The organism is Spongiibacter sp. IMCC21906, from assembly GCF_001010805.1.
Taxonomy (GTDB): domain Bacteria; phylum Pseudomonadota; class Gammaproteobacteria; order Pseudomonadales; family Spongiibacteraceae; genus Spongiibacter.
The window spans coordinates 1105799-1122095 of record NZ_CP011477.1 but is presented as its reverse complement, the minus strand read 5'-3'; the positions used below and the strand labels follow the sequence as shown (position 1 = coordinate 1122095).

Annotated in this window: 14 protein-coding genes; 6 read left to right on the top strand and 8 right to left on the bottom strand. The window is 50.1% G+C overall.

From position 1 onward, the window contains the following. Positions 1 to 18: 18 nt before the first annotated feature. Positions 19 to 354, bottom strand: a complete 336-nt coding sequence (locus tag IMCC21906_RS05190; protein WP_231580320.1) for a hypothetical protein — start codon at positions 352 to 354, stop codon at positions 19 to 21. Between the two features lie 133 nt (positions 355 to 487). On the opposite strand from IMCC21906_RS05190, the gene IMCC21906_RS05185 reads away from it, so the two are divergent. From IMCC21906_RS05185 to IMCC21906_RS05170, 4 genes are all read left to right on the top strand, one after another. Next, entirely contained in the window at positions 488 to 1090 is a 603-nt protein-coding gene (locus tag IMCC21906_RS05185) for a DoxX family protein (protein WP_047011280.1), read from the top strand. Positions 1091 to 1179: 89 nt separating this feature from the next. After that, positions 1180 to 1794, top strand: a complete 615-nt coding sequence (locus tag IMCC21906_RS05180) for an RNA polymerase sigma factor (RefSeq protein WP_047011279.1) — start codon at positions 1180 to 1182, stop codon at positions 1792 to 1794. After that, a complete protein-coding gene (locus tag IMCC21906_RS05175; RefSeq protein ID WP_047011278.1) occupies positions 1788 to 2036 on the top strand; it encodes a zf-HC2 domain-containing protein in 249 nt (82 codons plus the stop codon). The genes IMCC21906_RS05180 and IMCC21906_RS05175 overlap by 7 nt, the downstream gene beginning before the upstream one ends. Before the next feature lie 57 nt (positions 2037 to 2093). Beyond that, positions 2094 to 2399: a hypothetical protein gene (locus tag IMCC21906_RS05170; RefSeq protein WP_156165992.1), complete on the top strand. Its 306-nt coding sequence runs from the start codon at positions 2094 to 2096 to the stop codon at positions 2397 to 2399. Positions 2400 to 2431: 32 nt separating this feature from the next. Here IMCC21906_RS05170 and IMCC21906_RS05165 read toward each other — a convergent pair whose 3' ends face one another. Genes IMCC21906_RS05165 through IMCC21906_RS05150 form a run of 4 tightly spaced genes read right to left on the bottom strand, consistent with a single transcriptional unit; the run spans position 2432 to position 8429 of the window. Then, the gene (locus tag IMCC21906_RS05165) at positions 2432 to 3076 is read right to left on the bottom strand and encodes a lysophospholipid acyltransferase family protein (RefSeq protein WP_082117363.1); all 645 of its coding nucleotides are present in this window, start codon (positions 3074 to 3076) and stop codon (positions 2432 to 2434) included. A 58-nt stretch (positions 3077 to 3134) separates the two neighbouring features. After that, positions 3135 to 3869 (bottom strand): M48 family metallopeptidase, encoded by a 735-nt coding sequence (locus IMCC21906_RS05160; RefSeq protein ID WP_052763376.1) that lies wholly within the window; start codon positions 3867 to 3869, stop codon positions 3135 to 3137. Beyond that, positions 3869 to 5383, bottom strand: a complete 1515-nt coding sequence (locus IMCC21906_RS05155) for a response regulator (protein WP_047011275.1) — start codon at positions 5381 to 5383, stop codon at positions 3869 to 3871. The genes IMCC21906_RS05160 and IMCC21906_RS05155 overlap by 1 nt, the downstream gene beginning before the upstream one ends. Beyond that, a complete protein-coding gene (locus tag IMCC21906_RS05150; RefSeq protein ID WP_047011274.1) occupies positions 5373 to 8429 on the bottom strand; it encodes a cache domain-containing protein in 3057 nt (1018 codons plus the stop codon). Before IMCC21906_RS05150 ends, IMCC21906_RS05155 begins: the two co-directional genes overlap by 11 nt. Positions 8430 to 8593: 164 nt before the next feature. Here IMCC21906_RS05150 and fixJ point away from each other — a divergent pair, with 164 nt between their 5' ends. After that, positions 8594 to 9208: a response regulator FixJ gene (gene fixJ / locus IMCC21906_RS05145; RefSeq protein ID WP_047011273.1), complete on the top strand. Its 615-nt coding sequence runs from the start codon at positions 8594 to 8596 to the stop codon at positions 9206 to 9208. A gap of 25 nt (positions 9209 to 9233) precedes the next feature. On the opposite strand, the gene IMCC21906_RS05140 is transcribed toward fixJ, so the two are convergent. From IMCC21906_RS05140 to IMCC21906_RS05130, 3 genes are all read right to left on the bottom strand, one after another. Further along, positions 9234 to 9554, bottom strand: coding sequence for a YqcC family protein (locus IMCC21906_RS05140; protein ID WP_047011272.1), 321 nt, complete (start codon positions 9552 to 9554; stop codon positions 9234 to 9236). A gap of 8 nt (positions 9555 to 9562) precedes the next feature. After that, positions 9563 to 11689 carry an ATP-dependent DNA helicase DinG gene (gene dinG / locus IMCC21906_RS05135; protein ID WP_047011271.1) on the bottom strand — a complete coding sequence of 709 codons (2127 nt, stop codon included), beginning with the start codon at positions 11687 to 11689 and terminating at the stop codon, positions 9563 to 9565. A gap of 183 nt (positions 11690 to 11872) precedes the next feature. Then, positions 11873 to 13027 carry a 1-acyl-sn-glycerol-3-phosphate acyltransferase gene (locus IMCC21906_RS05130; RefSeq protein ID WP_047011270.1) on the bottom strand — a complete coding sequence of 385 codons (1155 nt, stop codon included), beginning with the start codon at positions 13025 to 13027 and terminating at the stop codon, positions 11873 to 11875. Positions 13028 to 13498: 471 nt separating this feature from the next. Here IMCC21906_RS05130 and IMCC21906_RS16255 point away from each other — a divergent pair, with 471 nt between their 5' ends. Then, the gene (locus IMCC21906_RS16255) at positions 13499 to 15973 is read left to right on the top strand and encodes an aminotransferase class V-fold PLP-dependent enzyme (protein WP_082117361.1); all 2475 of its coding nucleotides are present in this window, start codon (positions 13499 to 13501) and stop codon (positions 15971 to 15973) included. Positions 15974 to 16297: the final 324 nt, after the last annotated feature.

Genomic DNA, 16297 nt, shown 5'->3' with positions numbered 1-16297 from the left:
TTGCGGATCACTTGTTACTTACTTTTCTTCGCCGCATTTAGCTTCGCCACACTTGGACTCGCCACATTTAGCCTCAGCGCCTTTCTTCTCTTCACCACATTTCGCTTCGCCGCACTTAGACTCGCCACATTTCGCTTCGCCATCACCAAAGTTAGTGACTTGATAGCCGCTGTTCAAGGATTTTGCAGTGAATGGATTTGCAGCGCTGTCAGCCATGCTAACTGAGGCAAGTGAAGAAGCGACCATTGCCGCGCCCAGAATACTGATAGATTTATTCATGATAAAAAATTCCTTTGATTGTGGTAGTGCATAGCTAAAAAGAATATCACTGCGCAGAATACCTGCGCTGCTCATAGGATGTTTTAGCCTACTCAATGTTACAACGCCAGCACAAAAATATTTTCACCAGCCTCGATACACTAATTTGTAACAAGGCGGCTTGCTCCTCGTCATACAGAAGCAAACTTCATACGCAAGGAACTCGACAATGGATCGACTCTGCCAGATTTATCGCTCTGTACTGTGTCGCCTATCACATCTAGATGGCCTACCCGCGCTGGGGCTGCGCCTTTATTTAGTGCCGACACTATGGATGGCGGGTAACAATAAACTCATGAATTTTTCGTCAACGGTAAACTGGTTTGGCAACCCAGATTGGGGCCTAGGGCTACCTTTTCCGCTATTAATGGCCAGCCTTGCCACGGCGGCCGAAGTTGGCGGCGCGGCATTATTGCTACTGGGTTTAGCAACCCGCTGGATATCCATTCCACTGGCTATCACCATGCTAGTCGCCGCTATTACCGTACATTTACCCAATGGCTGGCAGGCGATTGCCGACGCCAGCGCACCCTTTGCCAATGAGCGGGTAATGGCAGCTCCCGAAAAACTGCAAGCCGCAAGAGACATCCTCAAAACCCACGGCAACTACCAGTGGCTAACCAGCAGCGGCAAACTGGTGATATTAAATAACGGTATTGAGTTTGCCGTCACCTATTTACTAATGCTGCTGGCATTAGTAAAAACCGGCGGTGGTCGCTATGTCAGCCTGGATTACTGGATAGCCAAACGGTGGAAGCCTTGCAAGCAATAACAACTAAATGGCATCGGGCGCCTCATCGGGATTGCCTTTTTATACAAGAATGGTCGACACTATGGCGCTTCAAACCGAAAGGACGCCCCGTGTCGACAAACACCGACGAAGAAGCCCTCATCGAGCGATTGAAAAGCGGTGACAATGCCGCATTTCAATCACTGATTGCGCAACATCAGCCACGTTTGCTGATTATCGCTCGCTCGATTGTCGGAGAGATTTTTGCAGAAGACGTGGTGCAAGATGCCTGGTCATCGGTGTATCGCGCCATTGCTAAATTTGAAGGGCGCTCCAGCCTTAGCACCTGGATTATTCAAATTGTCAGCAACGAGGCTAAATCGCGCCTGCGTCGAGAAAAACGCCACATGAATGTTGCGGATATAGAAGAGCTCGGTCACGGTGGAGACAGCCAACACTTTGACCAACAGGGGCACTGGAGCAATCCTCCCACCCGCTGGGAAATCGCCACGCCGGAGCTGATGTTGCAGGAAAGCGAATTGCAAAAATGCATTGAGCACACATTGAGCGTACTACCAGAAAAACAAAAAGCGGTGTTTCTGTTACGCGATGTTGAACAGCATGCTTTAGTCGACATCAGCGAGGTTTTGGGCTTGAGCGACAACAATGTGCGAGTGTTATTGCATCGCGCAAGGCTGCGTCTTATGCAAGTGGTTGATCATTATCAGGAGACGGGGGAATGTTAAACTGTCGACAATTTACCGAGCTGAGCAGCGACCACCTCGATGGTCAATTTCATGGCTGGAAAGCGATAGAAATCAAAGCGCACTTATTGATTTGCCGTCACTGCCGCCGCTTTAAACGGCATCTGGATCACAGCCGACTCACTGGTGCTGCAATTGCCAAGCGGCTGTGGAACCGGGACGATAACGCCGCGCAAACAATTCTCAAGCGCCTGCAGGAAGAAAAAAAGATAGACGACTCGTGATCGAAAAATGTAGTGGCGACGTAGCCATTACACAGTCCCAAATACAGTTAAATGCCTATGAATAAAAAATGGATACACTATTGTGGTTTCGCCGCTCTCTTGTTGAGCTCCTTCGCGCTGGCAGGTGATAAAGCCAATACAGCTGCTTCAGAGTCTTCTAAGAAGGATGACGGTGGAGAATATAAAACGCTGCAAGCCATTAAACCCGAAAAAACGAAAAAAACGCCCGTCCGCGAAGAACCAAGGCCCCGGGCTGGCAGCAGCTACACCTCTGGTAAAATACGTTTGGACAGACGCGGGATTCCTAAAAGCAAACACAGCACCAGCCTGCCAGACACCCAACAACAAGGCACTATGCCTTAGCGGGTAGCAGGCCCCAGGCCACTACCAACAAATCAAGGCTTTACAAGCCTCTCGTTCCGGGGAAAGCCATCCAGCTGAGGGTGACAAGCCGTGACCCCCTGATAGGCACGGGCAATTGCCGCCATATCTGCGTGCAGATCTCCACTGGGCAAAACTTCTGCCACAATACCGACCCGTCTCCGCCCATAATCCAATGCCACCGCAACCACCGGCACCTTTGCTCCAGCGGCAATATGATAAAAGCCCCCCTTCCAAGCATCGACCTTGCTTCGGGTGCCCTCTGGTGCAATCACCAATACCATATCGTCACAATCAGCAAACTGCTGCACCATTTGTTCGACAAAATTATGGTGGCTATTCCGTTCTACGGGAATACCGCCCAACCATCTTAGCAAAGGCGCAAGTGGACCGATAAAAATGCTGTGCTTACCCATAAACCGCACTTGACGTTTCAGTGCCGCACCCATAGAAACCATGAGAAAAAAATCCCAGTTGCTAGTATGCGGCGCAACAACCATGACGTATTTTTTACTGCGAGGTAACTGATCATCAAACGTCCAGCCACGCAGTCTAAACAGAAATGAGAAAACCCTCTGCACTACCCTCAACACCCTAGGATAATGGCAAATAGTACGCTCGTTGAGAGTTGTCTTGATCGCTTTGTCTGTTGTATTCATTATTCTGACAAACCTGTTTAAGCATAACGCGATACTAACACTTGCTCTCTACGCGCTACTACATCAGCAAACGCCTGAGATTAACCTTGGCCAAGGCTTTTTTTCGGACAGACCAATCTGGCATCACCGAATCCATCAAGGCATAAAACCGTTTACTGTGATTAAACTCTTGAAGATGGCAAAGTTCATGGGCAATAACATAGTCGAGGTACTGCGGGTCTAAACGTATTAACTCACTGTTTAAACAGATACGACCATCGCTGCTGCAGCTTCCCCAGCGCGACCGCATTCGGCGAATACGCAGTGGGGGCACCGCGCTTACCCAGGAAATTTGGCTACTCCAAAAAACTAAACGTTCCATAAAGATCTGCTGGGCTTGAAGACGATACCAGCGTTGTAATTGTGCGGATATTTTTTGCGGTGAATAACTGGGCACTTTAATTGCTAAACAGTCGTTTTGTAAGAGAACCTGCCCTCGCCCAGGAGCAGCATCAACGGCTAATGTTAGCTCTCTGCCAAGAAACTCGACTTGTTCGCCATCCACAAAATGAATCGGCGGATGCTCTTGGCAATGCTCATCAAACTCTTGCTGTTTTTTTATAAGCCAATCTAAATGGTTTTTTACCATCGCCTCAATTTCAGCGTTTGAAACGGACATTGGCACCTGCAACAAGGGCTTACCTTGGGCATTTAAAGATAGGGACAAACGTCGCTTTCGACGGGCACTGCGCTTAACCAAAAGGTCTAACGATTGATCACCAAATCGAAGCTGGCGGCGCTCAGTTTTCACCATCAGCTTTGATACAGCGGAAATTCACAACGAAAAATCGCCCCGCCCTCGGGATTGGGCGAATACTGAAGATCACCACCATGCGCCTGAACAATTGACTGCGACACGGACAAACCTATTCCCATCCCCCCTTCTTTAGAGCTCACAAAGGGCGAGAACAATTGCGTCTCCACATCGGGATCTAAACCCGCCCCCCAATCCTTAACAACAAAACCAACCGTATCGGCATTGCCAAAGCTCGCAATTTGCACGGTTCTATTAACGTCTACCGCCGCACTCGCCTCTATGGCATTGCGAAGCAAGTTTAAGGCAACTTGCTGAATCTGAACTTCATCGGCCTGGAAGTCAGCAAGGGCGTCAGCCCTTACAAATTCAATATCAATTCCGTGGGTACGAGAATCCACTTCAGCCAAGGCGACAACCTCAGCCAACATCGTATTCATGGATAATCGCTCTTTGCCACCGGTGGGCTTTTTCACATAGCTGCGCATGCGCTGGATTACCGCTGACGCGCGCTCAGCTTGCACCGCAATTTTATCTAAGACCTCAGAGACTTTTTCGGTATTAGGCTGACCGTCAGTTGCGATCATGCGCTGACACACCCGAGCATAATTGACTACGGCAGTTAGCGGCTGATTCACTTCGTGGGCAATACCTGCAGCCATTTCACCACCCGTACTCAGCCGCTCGATATGAGCCATATGTTGACGCTGTTCATCAATCTCTTCTCTTGCCGTCTGTAGCGCCTGCTGACTCTTCAACCAGTCGCGGATATCCCGCCAGACCAATACCGACCCTCCCTGACGGGGAGAACCGGTTAACGAGACCGAAATGCTTGCCCCCTGGGCCGTAGAAAGCTCAACAAAAGCCCGACTCAAAGGCTCACTGTTGTTTATTAGCAGCTTGATATTAGCTGACACACTCTCATCGTTATTGAATAGCTGAAGCTCTTCTACTGTCTTGCCCAGCACATCCGCTTCCGACTGTTCTATCAACACCAAAGCCTGGCGATTGATTGAGCTGACTCGCCCCTCTTGATCCAAGCCCACAATCCCTTCTTCTACGGCGTTTAAAATGCTGAGATTTTCATCTTCGAGGGCAATATTGCGTGCTGCCAGGGCCCGTTCAAGACGATGAATTTTGATATGGGTTTTGACACGGGCCAACACCTCGTCAGATTGAAAAGGCTTGGCGATATAATCGACACCCCCCACCGCCAAACCATGTACTTTTGATTGGCTATCGGTTAGCGCCGACAAAAAGATCACAGCAATATTTTCAGTGTCAGGATCTGATTTTAACGCTTCGCAAACCTGGAACCCATCAATACCAGGCATCATGACATCTAAAAGAATAAGCGAAGGTTTGGCTTTGCGGGCAATCTTGATGGCGGCCTCGCCATCCCGGGCGGCCAGCAAACGATAGCCACTACCCTCCAGGGTTTTAAATAACACCTGAAGATTAGTGGGGTTGTCGTCAACCAATAAAACCTGTTCTCCGCCCTTTTCAGCTATCATCGGGATCGGCCTCGTGAGATACCATCACTAACAAATCAGATATCCCTTCAAAATCAAAATTGCGCAGACACTCTTCAGCCTGCTCCACAAATGCAATGAATTCTGGTCGATCTTGCCGTAACGCATGTAACTGATCACCCAGCGCCGCAATATCACCCACTTCCACTGCTTTATGTAGAGACTCTACGACCCCGTTTGGCGCCTGAATATTGTTATTCTTGGCTGGAAAACTCACGACTACGGAGGGCTCCGGCTCTGGAGCCACCACAGAACAGGTATCAACAAGCACTTTCATTAGCGCGTCCATACCAATCGGCTTGGGCAAAAAACCGTCGCACCCAGCATCAATAGCTTGCTTCATCATGGTTTCATCTGTGGTCGCAGATGCCATTACCACATGCACATCGTTGCATTGCAGATCTTTTTTGATAATTCGTGTTGCTTCCAGACCGTCCATCTCAGGCATCCGCAGGTCCATCAAGATCAGCTGCGGTGCCCGCTCTTTCACTTGTTCAACCACTTCTAAACCATTGGCGGCCTCACGAATATCTGAGCTGACATCACTAAGCATGCCGATTAATACTTGACGATTGACGGCAACATCATCTGCAACAATGATGGCTGGGTTGTCAAAATGCGCCACACTCTCGGCAAGCTCTTGCTCATCTACACTCTCATCTACATCATTGTCGTGGTAGTGAGAATCGACTTCTATCAACGGTATATCAAAATAAAAACAACTGCCTTTGCCATACTCACTGCGCAGATCCAGGCTGCCCCCCATTGCTTCAACTAAACGTCGGCAAATTGCTAAACCCAGACCGGTTCCCTGCCCATCTCGCGGATTAACCTGGCGGAATGGTTCAAACACATCGCGGATTTTATCCTCGGGCACACCGATGCCGGTGTCGGTCACAGAGAACAGCATTTGCTGACGGCTAGGGTCTACCCGGAGCTTTAAATCAACTTTACCCTGCTTGGTAAACTTCACCGCATTATCGAGTAGGTTAACCAAAATTTGCCGCAATTTTACCTCATCAATTTCGACATTACGCGGCACATCAGCAGCCACATCTAACACAAAATCCAAGCCTTTTGACTTGGCCCGCTGACCAACAATGTCCCCAACGCTCGTCACCACATCGTCGATATTATTGGGACGGCGGACAATATTGATGTTGCCACTTTCAATTTTGGCTAAATCCAATACATCGTTAATTAAGGTCAACAAGTGCTTACCGCAATTTTCTATCGCGCGTAAATATTCCTCGCTACCGCTGGGAAGATCAGATTCCCGCTGCAGTAATTGCGCGTAGCCCAGCACGCCATTGAGCGGGGTGCGCAGCTCATGACTGACACTGGATAAAAACTGGCTCTTGGCATGCAAGGCATCTTCAGCAGCAATTTTGGCATCTAACAACTCCTGCTCCATACGTTTGCGCTGAGTGACATCGGTCATAATGCCCATCGCGCGAATAGGTTGGTCGTGCTCGTCACTTTCTACCACATCGCCACGGCTATAAATCCAGTGATATTCACCCGCCCGGTTTCGTACCCTAAACTCCACACTGTTTCCCGTGGCCAGCCCCAGCCAGCTATCTACCGCTGCGGCAATAATCTCAATATCGTCTGGGTGAGCCACATGTTTGAAGGCCGCAACGGCATAGGGGGTACTGGGTACTTCATAGCCCATCATGCGGAAAAAGCTTGGCGCCACCGTCACATAGCCAGTTTGTAAATCCAGATCCCACAAATGGTTTTGCGCCGCATCCAGTGCCAGCTGAAAACGCCGCTCACTGAGTTTGAGCGCCCGTTCAGTTTGGCTACGTTTTTCCACCATGAAATTGGCGTCTTCTGCCAAATGCTGAAATTCGGCAAAGGGCAGTTTGGCAATATCAATCGCGGTGGAACGTTTACTCGCATCGGCAAAAAACTGTTGGAAAATATCAAAGCCCCGGGCGCTGCTGCGGGCGAGTAGTCGCGCGGCAACAGCGGATAACACCATCAACACAAAGGCAATAATAACGATAAAGCGAATGTGCTCATTGACCCGTTCTTGCAAGTCGGCGCGTTGATCCGCAAGCCGAACGTTCAGCTCGTCAAGAAACACACCAGAACCGAGCACCCAACCCCAGGGTTCATAGCGACGCAAATACGAGACCACCGGCTTTTCGCCTTCGTCGCCTGCCTGCCAACTTAACTCCGTAAATAAACTATTATCTTTACCACTGACTTTCTTGCTGGCCTCCACAACGCCCGGCATTACGCTACCAACCCGGGCTGAATCGTAGGCATTAACCAGTTGATTGCCGTTGCTATCAACAATAAACAGAATGGAGTTATTGGGGTCGATGGGCACCGCAGCAATACGCTCAATCACCTCCTGTTTAACCCTAGCCACCTCATCGTTAAGGTACACGCTGGCACCCATGTAGATATTTAATGGCTTGTAGTGATACACAAAACTAAAGTTACGATCACTGCGAGACGGATCGCTGGGGCGGGTAAAGCGGTATTCAACAAAATCGTATTTTTTATCACCAGTGGCCGTGACAATTTGGCTGACAAAGGACTTCAAAGCCGTTTTATCACTAATGCGAGTATCGCCGGAGGGGTGCATTGGCGGCAGCAGTGTTGTGCCCTGCTCGTCAAACAGAAAGAAAAACCCTTTGTTGCCCAAAAAGCTCAGCGATGACATGGTGCTGCGCAAGCGAGCCAGCTGTTGCTGCTTGCTCTCTTGGGCAAACTCTTTGCGAGTATTTTCAATCAGCGCTAAACCCACCGCCACTTGTTGACGCAGGTCCTGGTATAGCTGGCGGTTTAACTGGGACCGTTTAAAGTCCAGATACTCCATGGCCTTGTCGACTTCTCGGCGCAGTAACTCACGACGAGACTCGATATAGGTATTGCGCAACGCCTCGCTCTGCGTGTTAAACCCGTCATATTCCTTCGCTATCCAAATATAACCGAAGATAGAAAGCGGAATCGCAGACAAGGCGACTAGGCTCAGGAGATAAATCTGTACTAAACTGCGCTTAGTTCGCATGCGCAATCCTTGCATGTGTAAGGGAAACTCGCATTGTAAGAGTTTTAAACGAAATCTTATCCAGTCTTGACGTATATCGCCAGCGCCATACACTGAAAACAGACACACTCGCAGCCCCACCCATGTGGTAGCGAACACCGTATAAAAAACAGAAGGATCTAATAATGAATGATGAAGCCACTGTTTACCTAGTTGAAGATGACGATGCAGTACGCGACTCACTGCAATTGGTATTGGAGTCTGTGGGTCATAAAGTCGAAGCCTATTCCCGCGCAGACAGCTTTTTAGAACAGTTTAGCCCCGAAATGGCTGGATGTATCGTACTCGATATTCGTATGCCTGGCATGAATGGCATGGAATTACAGCGCCAACTCAATAACCTCAACTCGATCCTACCTATTATTTTTGTAACCGGCCATGGCGATGTGCCAATGGCGGTGGAAGCCATGCAGCGGGGCGCGGTCGATTTTGTCCAAAAACCTTACCGCGAAGAAGAGCTGCTTAACAAGATTCAGCAGGCCATTGCCGCCGATGTTGAAGCCCGGGCGTCATTACTAGAAAAACAGAAGATCCAGCAAAAGCTCAGCGAGCTGACGCCCAGAGAAAGCCAAGTCATGGAACTGATGATTGAAGGCAAAGCCAATAAGGTCATTGCCTACGACCTGGATATCAGCCAACGCACCGTTGAAATACACCGAGCCAGGGTGATGGAGAAAATGACGGTTCGCTCGCTGGCCCACCTGGTGCGTATGGTGATGGCCGCCAAAGACGAGGCTTAAAACCTCGCCTTGTCACGCGCTCTGCTTACTGACTGAGCAGGGCGTCGATATTTTCCAACGCAGCCAGCAACTCGGTTACCGCCAGTTGCCGCCCCCGAAAGCTCTCCTCGGCCATTGGTGCAATACTGCATTGACCGGGCAATGGTTGCTCCTGATCAACCAGGAACCGTATTTTTGGCAAAAAGATAAACTGCAACCATTGCTCAAACTGCAGCGTGTCGACCGCAAACGGCTGTTCGCTGCGCAGCGCCTCTGCAGGCGGAGGCTCAGACTGCCACAAATGCAACTGGCGCAGTGCCGCTTCAATATCCATTAATGCCGACGCCACTTGATGATATTGGCTCATAACTCTCCCTACTCGATATTGTGCTGATACGGCGGCATAGACATGAGAATTTTACGACCGTAATGACGGCTAACAATTCGTCTGTCAAGAATCGTGATTCGGCCCCGATCAGACTCTTTACGCAATAAGCGACCACTGGCCTGCACCAAACGCACTGCGGCATCTGGCACGGTAATTTCCATAAAAGGATTGCCGTTGTTACGACTGATCCACTCAGCCAAAGCCTCTTCCACAGGGTCTTCTGGCACCGAGAATGGAATTTTAGCGATAATCACATGAGAACAGTAGTTACCGGGTAAATCGACACCCTCGGCAAAGCTGGCCAGGCCAAAAATAACACTGCCGCTGCCTTTATCTACCACCTCCCGGTGGCGGCTCAGAATTTCGTGCTTGGGCAAGCTGTCTTGAGCCAAAATCCGTGCTTGCCATTCCGACGGCAAGCCCTCGTAAACTCCACGCATTTGCTTGCGAGAGGCAAACAGCACCAGACTGCCCTCTTCAGGATTTAACAGCGTTGGCAGCATGTTGATTAAGGCTTCAGTGTGGGCCACCGCATCGCCAGCGTCGCAGTCCATCTTGGGAATATACAACTCCCCCGCTTCGACATGATTAAAGGGACTCGGCACCACCTCAAAGCTAGCATCACTGGCCAAGCCCGCCCGCATACTAAAACGATTAAAACTGCCCAGCGCCGTGAGCGTTGCCGAGGTCATCACCGCCCCATAACATCGCGACCACAGCGAGTAACGCAGCGCATTGGCCGCCAATATCGGACTGGCGTTTAGCTCGATATCCAAGAGACCCTGTCCGGTTTCCACCATCGCCAACCAGCGCGCCTGAGGCGGTTTTTCCTTACTGGCATCGCTAGCGTAAGAACTCCATAACAAGGCCCCCGCCTGACATCGATAGCGAATAGCCGACAAGGTTGTCAGCCACTGCTCGACCTCTTCGTGAGGAGCTTTAAAGTGGTTTTTATCGAGCCCTTCCTGCACCTTATCCAGCAATTGCTCAGCCTGAGACACCAGCTCAGAAAAGCCCTGATTTAAATCTCGACTTTGGCTGGCCAACGCCTCCGGTATCAGTCCATCAACAAAACGATAACCCCGCGACAAACCTGCCGCAGAAGCTTCTTCTAACAGGGCCTCCAACATTGGCCGTAATGGTCCCATGGCCTTACGACTTTGGGACAGCGTTCCCATCAAGGTTTCCATGGGCCCCCGCAGGCTCAAGTCCAAGGCGGGTAGCGATATGATCGCTGCCAAGCTGCGCTCGGCCTGTTCAAACCAACGCTCTGTGGCACCCAGGCGCACATTGGCGCTAAAGTGATTAATCACCTTGTCGGGTAGGTGGTGCGCTTCGTCAAAAATATAAATACAGTCTTCTGGTGGGGGTAAAATCGCACCGCCGCCCAAAGCCAGGTCCGCCAACACCAAATCGTGGTTCGCCACCACAACATCGGCCTGCCCCATAGAGTCGCGCGCTTTAAAAAAACTACATTGCTTTACATGACTGCAACGGCGCCCCGTACATTGGGCGTGATCTGTGGTGACCCGAGACCAGCTTTGGTCGTCAATCACGGTGTCCCAGGCATCTCGATCGCCACTCCACTGGCCCGTGGCCAAGTTTTCAGCAAGCTGGGTATATAAGCCCAAGTTGGCGTCATCTGGACTGGACTGCTTATCGTCGAGATTTAACAGCGGCAGGGTTTGGGCGTCGCCCCCCGATAAAATTTGATCCAATTTCGACAGACATAGATAACGCCGGCGACCTTTAGCCAAGCTAACACTAAAATCTAAACCACTGTGCTGGAGAATATCAGGCAAATCTCGAAATAAGATTTGCTCTTGAAGGGCTATGGTGGCGGTGGCAATAACGAGGGTTTTATCTCGTGCTTTGGCAATCGGAATGGCTGCCAGCGTATACGCCAAGGTTTTACCCGTACCGGTCCCCGCCTCAATGGCGCACAGGTGATCGCCCGCACTGCGAATGCCTTCTTGATTGCGCTTGATCGACCCCAGCATCCGCGCAATATGCGCCACCATTAATCGTTGCCCAGTGCGCGGGCGCAGACTTTTAGCAGAGAGAAAACTCCGATACGCGGTTTGAATTTCTTGTTTAAGATCCTCGCTGAGCACCCGGCGGCTCGCCTCCAATAAAAGCGGTTGTGTTAGGCGACCCAAAGAACAAGGGCAACGCCGTGAATCAGGTCATGAAAAACCCGCCTGACGGGGAGCTGCCAGCGACTGATCGTAAAGATCCCCCCAACAACTATCCTTGCTCACCCGCGCGGTCTGTCAACGTTTATAGCGCTAGCCAGCTTAATGCATTGCCTGCATATCCTGGCGGCGCAGTTTATTGATAACCGGGTTGGCATAAATCTCCAGTACCTTTTGCCGGTAGGCTGCCGGTATTGCTGACATACGATTATCAAACGCTGCCCGCTGTCCCGCATCTGGCACCTCGGCATCCAGTTCTTGCCAACGATCATCACCGACAACGGCCTGATACGCGAGAATATTGCTATCGTACAAGCGGTATTGCTGAATAATTGCCGTATCCAAATCTGCGGCGACAGCAACAGCATTGACGTAATCCCCCTGCAGGGGCTTGCCAAAATGCACATTCACATCGCCCTTATCACCCAGAATACCTGCGGCAATACTTTTCAGGTCTTCGTGCTCTGCTTTCTGATACGCGCCATCTCTAGCGGTATGCACTAACTCTTGAGCCTTGGCAACATCTAAAGGGTCCCATTCATAGGCAATGGAAACCGGCACTATATTGAGGTTATTCACGTAATCCGCAAAACTCTCATGCTCTTTATCCTGAGCCATGCAAATCATTTTAATCACGGCGGTTTCGGTTGCGTCATTTCCATCTTTAGCGCGACCTTCTCGCTGGGCAATCCAAATAGATTCTCGCTCTTCAAGCAAAGAGTGCCGAATATACGCGGATAATTTTCGATACGCCGCCAGCATTTGTCTGGGGCCTTTGGCGGAGCGACGAACAATAAAGCTCTTGTTCAAGCGCATTAAGTCAGCGGCAAACGGCTTAGAGAGCAGGTTGTCACCAATGGCGATGCGCACGGTATCTTGACCATTATGATAAAGCGCATAACTTAAAAAGGCGGGGTCCAGCGCAATGTCTCGATGGTTACTGATAAAGAGGTAGGACTTTTTGGGATCGAGGTCTTCAATGCCCGACACGGTAAAGCGGCGGGTGGAGCCTTCAATCATCTGGTCCATATAGTGTTCGACATGCAGCTGAAAGTCACGCACCGTTGTCACGCCACGCAGCTCTCGACGCAAATACAATTTGAGCAAGGGTCGGACCGCAAAGCCAAAAAACCGGCTCAACACTGGCGCTTTTAATTTAGCCAGTGCTGCCAGCAACTCAGGGTCTGAGACCAACTTGGCTAAAACCGGCGCCACTTCCTCGTCTTGGTAGGGCCGAATATCAGCAAAGTCATCCATTTATCAAACACTCACGATTAAAAGGGGCGTACCATAGCCGATTCGCCCTAATCCGTCATCCCTAACGGCTATACGCCAGCCCTGCTAAGCCCATAGAAACCGGTGTCGCCAATCAGAAACAGCGGCCACAAAGGACATTTTCAAGCCCGTACCCGTTCCGCTCACTCCCGCCACATGCAGTAAAGCCCCTTATGCAAGCTCCTTTAGCGCCGTCGTCTCTATCAAAAAGCATCCTCAAGCCATGCCCGCACTCAAGCGACTAGCCTCAGCTCTCAAACGCTGTTGGAAATCGGCAACACACACACCCAGCATTTCTGCCAAAAAACTCTAAAAACAAAATAACCAACTGATTTAATTGAATTTTTTTACATGGCACAACATTTGCCATTAGCCTGTTATCAATCGCTAATCAGAAAAATACGTCACAAAGCGTGACTCACATTTCAACAGGAAAACACCAAGGGGCGGAAAATGGACAGAACAATGATATCGCCAATTATTGTACTTGGGGGCGACGGTTATCTTGGTTGGCCACTGGCATTACGGCTGGCAAAACAACTCCCCCAGCGACAAATTATTATTGTTGATAACCTTTCAAGGCGCCGCTGGGCAAAACAATTGGAGGCTGGCAGCCTTACCCCCATACTCAGTTCCAGCGAGCGACTTGCCGCCTGTCGGCGCATTCACAACATTACCAACCTCGAATACCTGCATTTAGACGTTAACAGCGATTCATTGAATTCGCTTATACAATCCCGACAGCCCGGTGCTATCTATCATTTAGCCCAGCAGTGCTCCGCCCCCCTGTCCATGCGCAGCATGAAGGATGCCCTGCACACCCTGCGCAACAATGAAGAAGGCAATATGCGTTTGCTGTGGGCCGTTAAAGAACATGCCCCCGACTGCCACATTATCAAGCTGGGGACCTTTGGCGAATACGCTAAATCCGGCCTGGATATTGCCGAGGGCTACTTCAAACCGAGCTATAACGGCAAAACCGCAGAGCGGGCGATTCCCTACCCTCGTCAATCCGACGATTTTTATCATGCATCCAAAATCAACGACACCAATTACATCTCTATTGCCTGCCGCATGTGGGGTTTGCGGATCACGGATGTGATGCAATCCACTATTTTTGGCGCGTGGACGCCGGATATTGGCGACCACGAGGCACTCTACACCCGCCTGGATTACGACGAATACTTTGGCACTGTCGTCAACCGCTTTATCACCCAAGCATTATGCGGCTGCCCACTCACTGTATATGGTACCGGCCACCAACGAACCGGATTAATGTCCCTCAATGACTCAGTAACGTCCATGTCAGAGCTGTGGTCCGAGACGCCGGCGCCGGGCCAGCACCGAGTAATCAACCATCTTACTGAGGCATCGTTCTCCATTAATGAGCTGGCCGATACCGTAAAAGACCTGCTCTCTAAACAAGGTATCCCTGTCGATATTCAGCGTGGCGAATTTGACCCCCGCCAAGAGACCGAACAAAGCAAGATGCAGTATTCGGTTGAACGCCGCCATGTCCAGCAGCGCGGCCCCCAAGAAGGTCTGGCCGACGTCATTAGTAAAACCGTGGCGATGCTCATGCCCTATCGCGACCAGATCGACAAGCAACGTTTTGCCCCTCATACCCAGTGGCAAACCGACATCTCGCAACCGGAGCAAAACGGCGGAGAGGTTATTACCCTCAATATGCCCCCGCTAGGTCAGGGTGATGAGCAACGCTGGGAGCAATTTCGCCAACAAGAATTTCCATACCAAAATCTCAATCTTAACCCTGGCACACTGGGCAGCCCTGCGACTTCGGTGCTATCTGCTATCAAAACGTTTCATCACAGTGATGTACTCGCCTATCCCCTCGGTCAATATGGCGAGGGACGCAAGGCCCTTTTAAATACGCAAAGCATCGCAACATCACTTTGGCCCAGCACTAGCCATCAATTGCAGATCAGCTCCGGGGCCTCCCAATGCTCAAACCTTCTCGCCCTTAACCTCGCTCGCCAAGCTGCCGCAAACGGTTGGAAAATGCGAGTGCTTACTACGCCCCATGAACATATAGGCGGGACAGGTGCATTTGAACGACTGCCAGAATTTGAAGTGCATTATTTAAGCAAAGAGGAGATCAATAACCCCGACGCGTTTGCCAAGCGAGTAGCAAAACTCCGTCCAGATGTGGCCTTTTTTTCTCATATTGCTTATGACAGCGCTTATATTTTTCCGGTAGATCAGTGGGGTAAAACCATTAAAGACATGGTTCCTGAGTGCTGCGTTATTTTTGACGTTTCCCAATCGCTGGGGTTAATCCCACCACCTCTTGAGCACGCCGATGCCGTGTTTGGCAGCTGCCATAAGTGGTTATTTGGACCTCGAGGCAGCGGTATGATGTGGACGACCCAAGCGTTCCGTGAACGCGCTGGCGCTCTGCATTGGTCGGGCGCTCCACTGATTGATGAACCCGGAGCAACAGGGTTTTCTCCAGCCGGAGGCATGGATTTTTCAGTATTAGCCGGCGTAGAGGCCGCATTGACGCTACATCAAAGAATCGGCGATAAAACGATTCGTCAGAGAGGTCGCTACCTCGCCAATAATTTACGCAGTGGCCTTAGCGATATTCTCGATCGTCACGATATCAATCACCACTTTTTGAACCAGCAGTATTCCGTAGACTGCGAAGCGGGCGTAGTAACGGTGGCAATGCCAGAATACGATCCCTATCCACTGTATCAAGCGATGAACCAGCAAGGCGTGCACTGCAAATGCATTAAAGACAAGTGCAAAACCGGCGAAGACAGAATGTTGTTACGCTTTGGCGTCCCTTTTTACGAAACAGAAACCCGGATAGAATCGGCACTATCTACCATCGAAGGCTGCATAAAATCGGTGTCCCTTTCAATGAATCCAAGCCGCCTCGCGCGCCAAGCCAGCCCACACTGATCAACTTACCTTTTCAACGCTTTATGCCTGCCAAGCTCACAGGCATAAAGCTTAACTTAACTCACAAAAATTCATTTTAGAGCCATAGCCTCACATAGAATAAAATCAACTCCAAGCGGACATCTCTCATCAAATAATCCGCCATTTTTTAATTTCAATTAAAAGAAATTTATTGCTATTTCAAAACCATAAATATGCTATGGCATATTCGGCTATGTGTATTTATTACAAGCCAATAGTAGCGCTATCTTTATCAAGCAAAACCCAACAATACTTCTCTCAATATTTATTGACATCAATATCAATAAGAGTATATCTTAACCG

Bases quoted from the DNA above. Each gene is read 5' to 3' on its own strand.
- IMCC21906_RS05185 (WP_047011280.1), top strand. From the start codon at position 488: ATGGATCGACTCTGCCAGATTTATCGCTCTGTACTGTGTCGCCTATCA.
- IMCC21906_RS05150 (WP_047011274.1), bottom strand. From the start codon at position 8,429: ATGCGAACTAAGCGCAGTTTAGTACAGATTTATCTCCTGAGCCTAGTC.
- IMCC21906_RS05140 (WP_047011272.1), bottom strand. From the start codon at position 9,554: ATGAGCCAATATCATCAAGTGGCGTCGGCATTAATGGATATTGAAGCG.
- IMCC21906_RS05160 (WP_052763376.1), bottom strand. From the start codon at position 3,869: ATGGTGAAAACTGAGCGCCGCCAGCTTCGATTTGGTGATCAATCGTTA.
- IMCC21906_RS05170 (WP_156165992.1), top strand. From the start codon at position 2,094: ATGAATAAAAAATGGATACACTATTGTGGTTTCGCCGCTCTCTTGTTG.
- fixJ (WP_047011273.1), top strand. From the start codon at position 8,594: ATGAATGATGAAGCCACTGTTTACCTAGTTGAAGATGACGATGCAGTA.
- IMCC21906_RS05190 (WP_231580320.1), bottom strand. From the start codon at position 354: ATGAGCAGCGCAGGTATTCTGCGCAGTGATATTCTTTTTAGCTATGCA.
- IMCC21906_RS05155 (WP_047011275.1), bottom strand. From the start codon at position 5,383: ATGATAGCTGAAAAGGGCGGAGAACAGGTTTTATTGGTTGACGACAAC.
- IMCC21906_RS05175 (WP_047011278.1), top strand. From the start codon at position 1,788: ATGTTAAACTGTCGACAATTTACCGAGCTGAGCAGCGACCACCTCGAT.
- IMCC21906_RS05130 (WP_047011270.1), bottom strand. From the start codon at position 13,027: ATGGATGACTTTGCTGATATTCGGCCCTACCAAGACGAGGAAGTGGCG.
- IMCC21906_RS05165 (WP_082117363.1), bottom strand. From the start codon at position 3,076: ATGAATACAACAGACAAAGCGATCAAGACAACTCTCAACGAGCGTACT.
- IMCC21906_RS16255 (WP_082117361.1), top strand. From the start codon at position 13,499: ATGGACAGAACAATGATATCGCCAATTATTGTACTTGGGGGCGACGGT.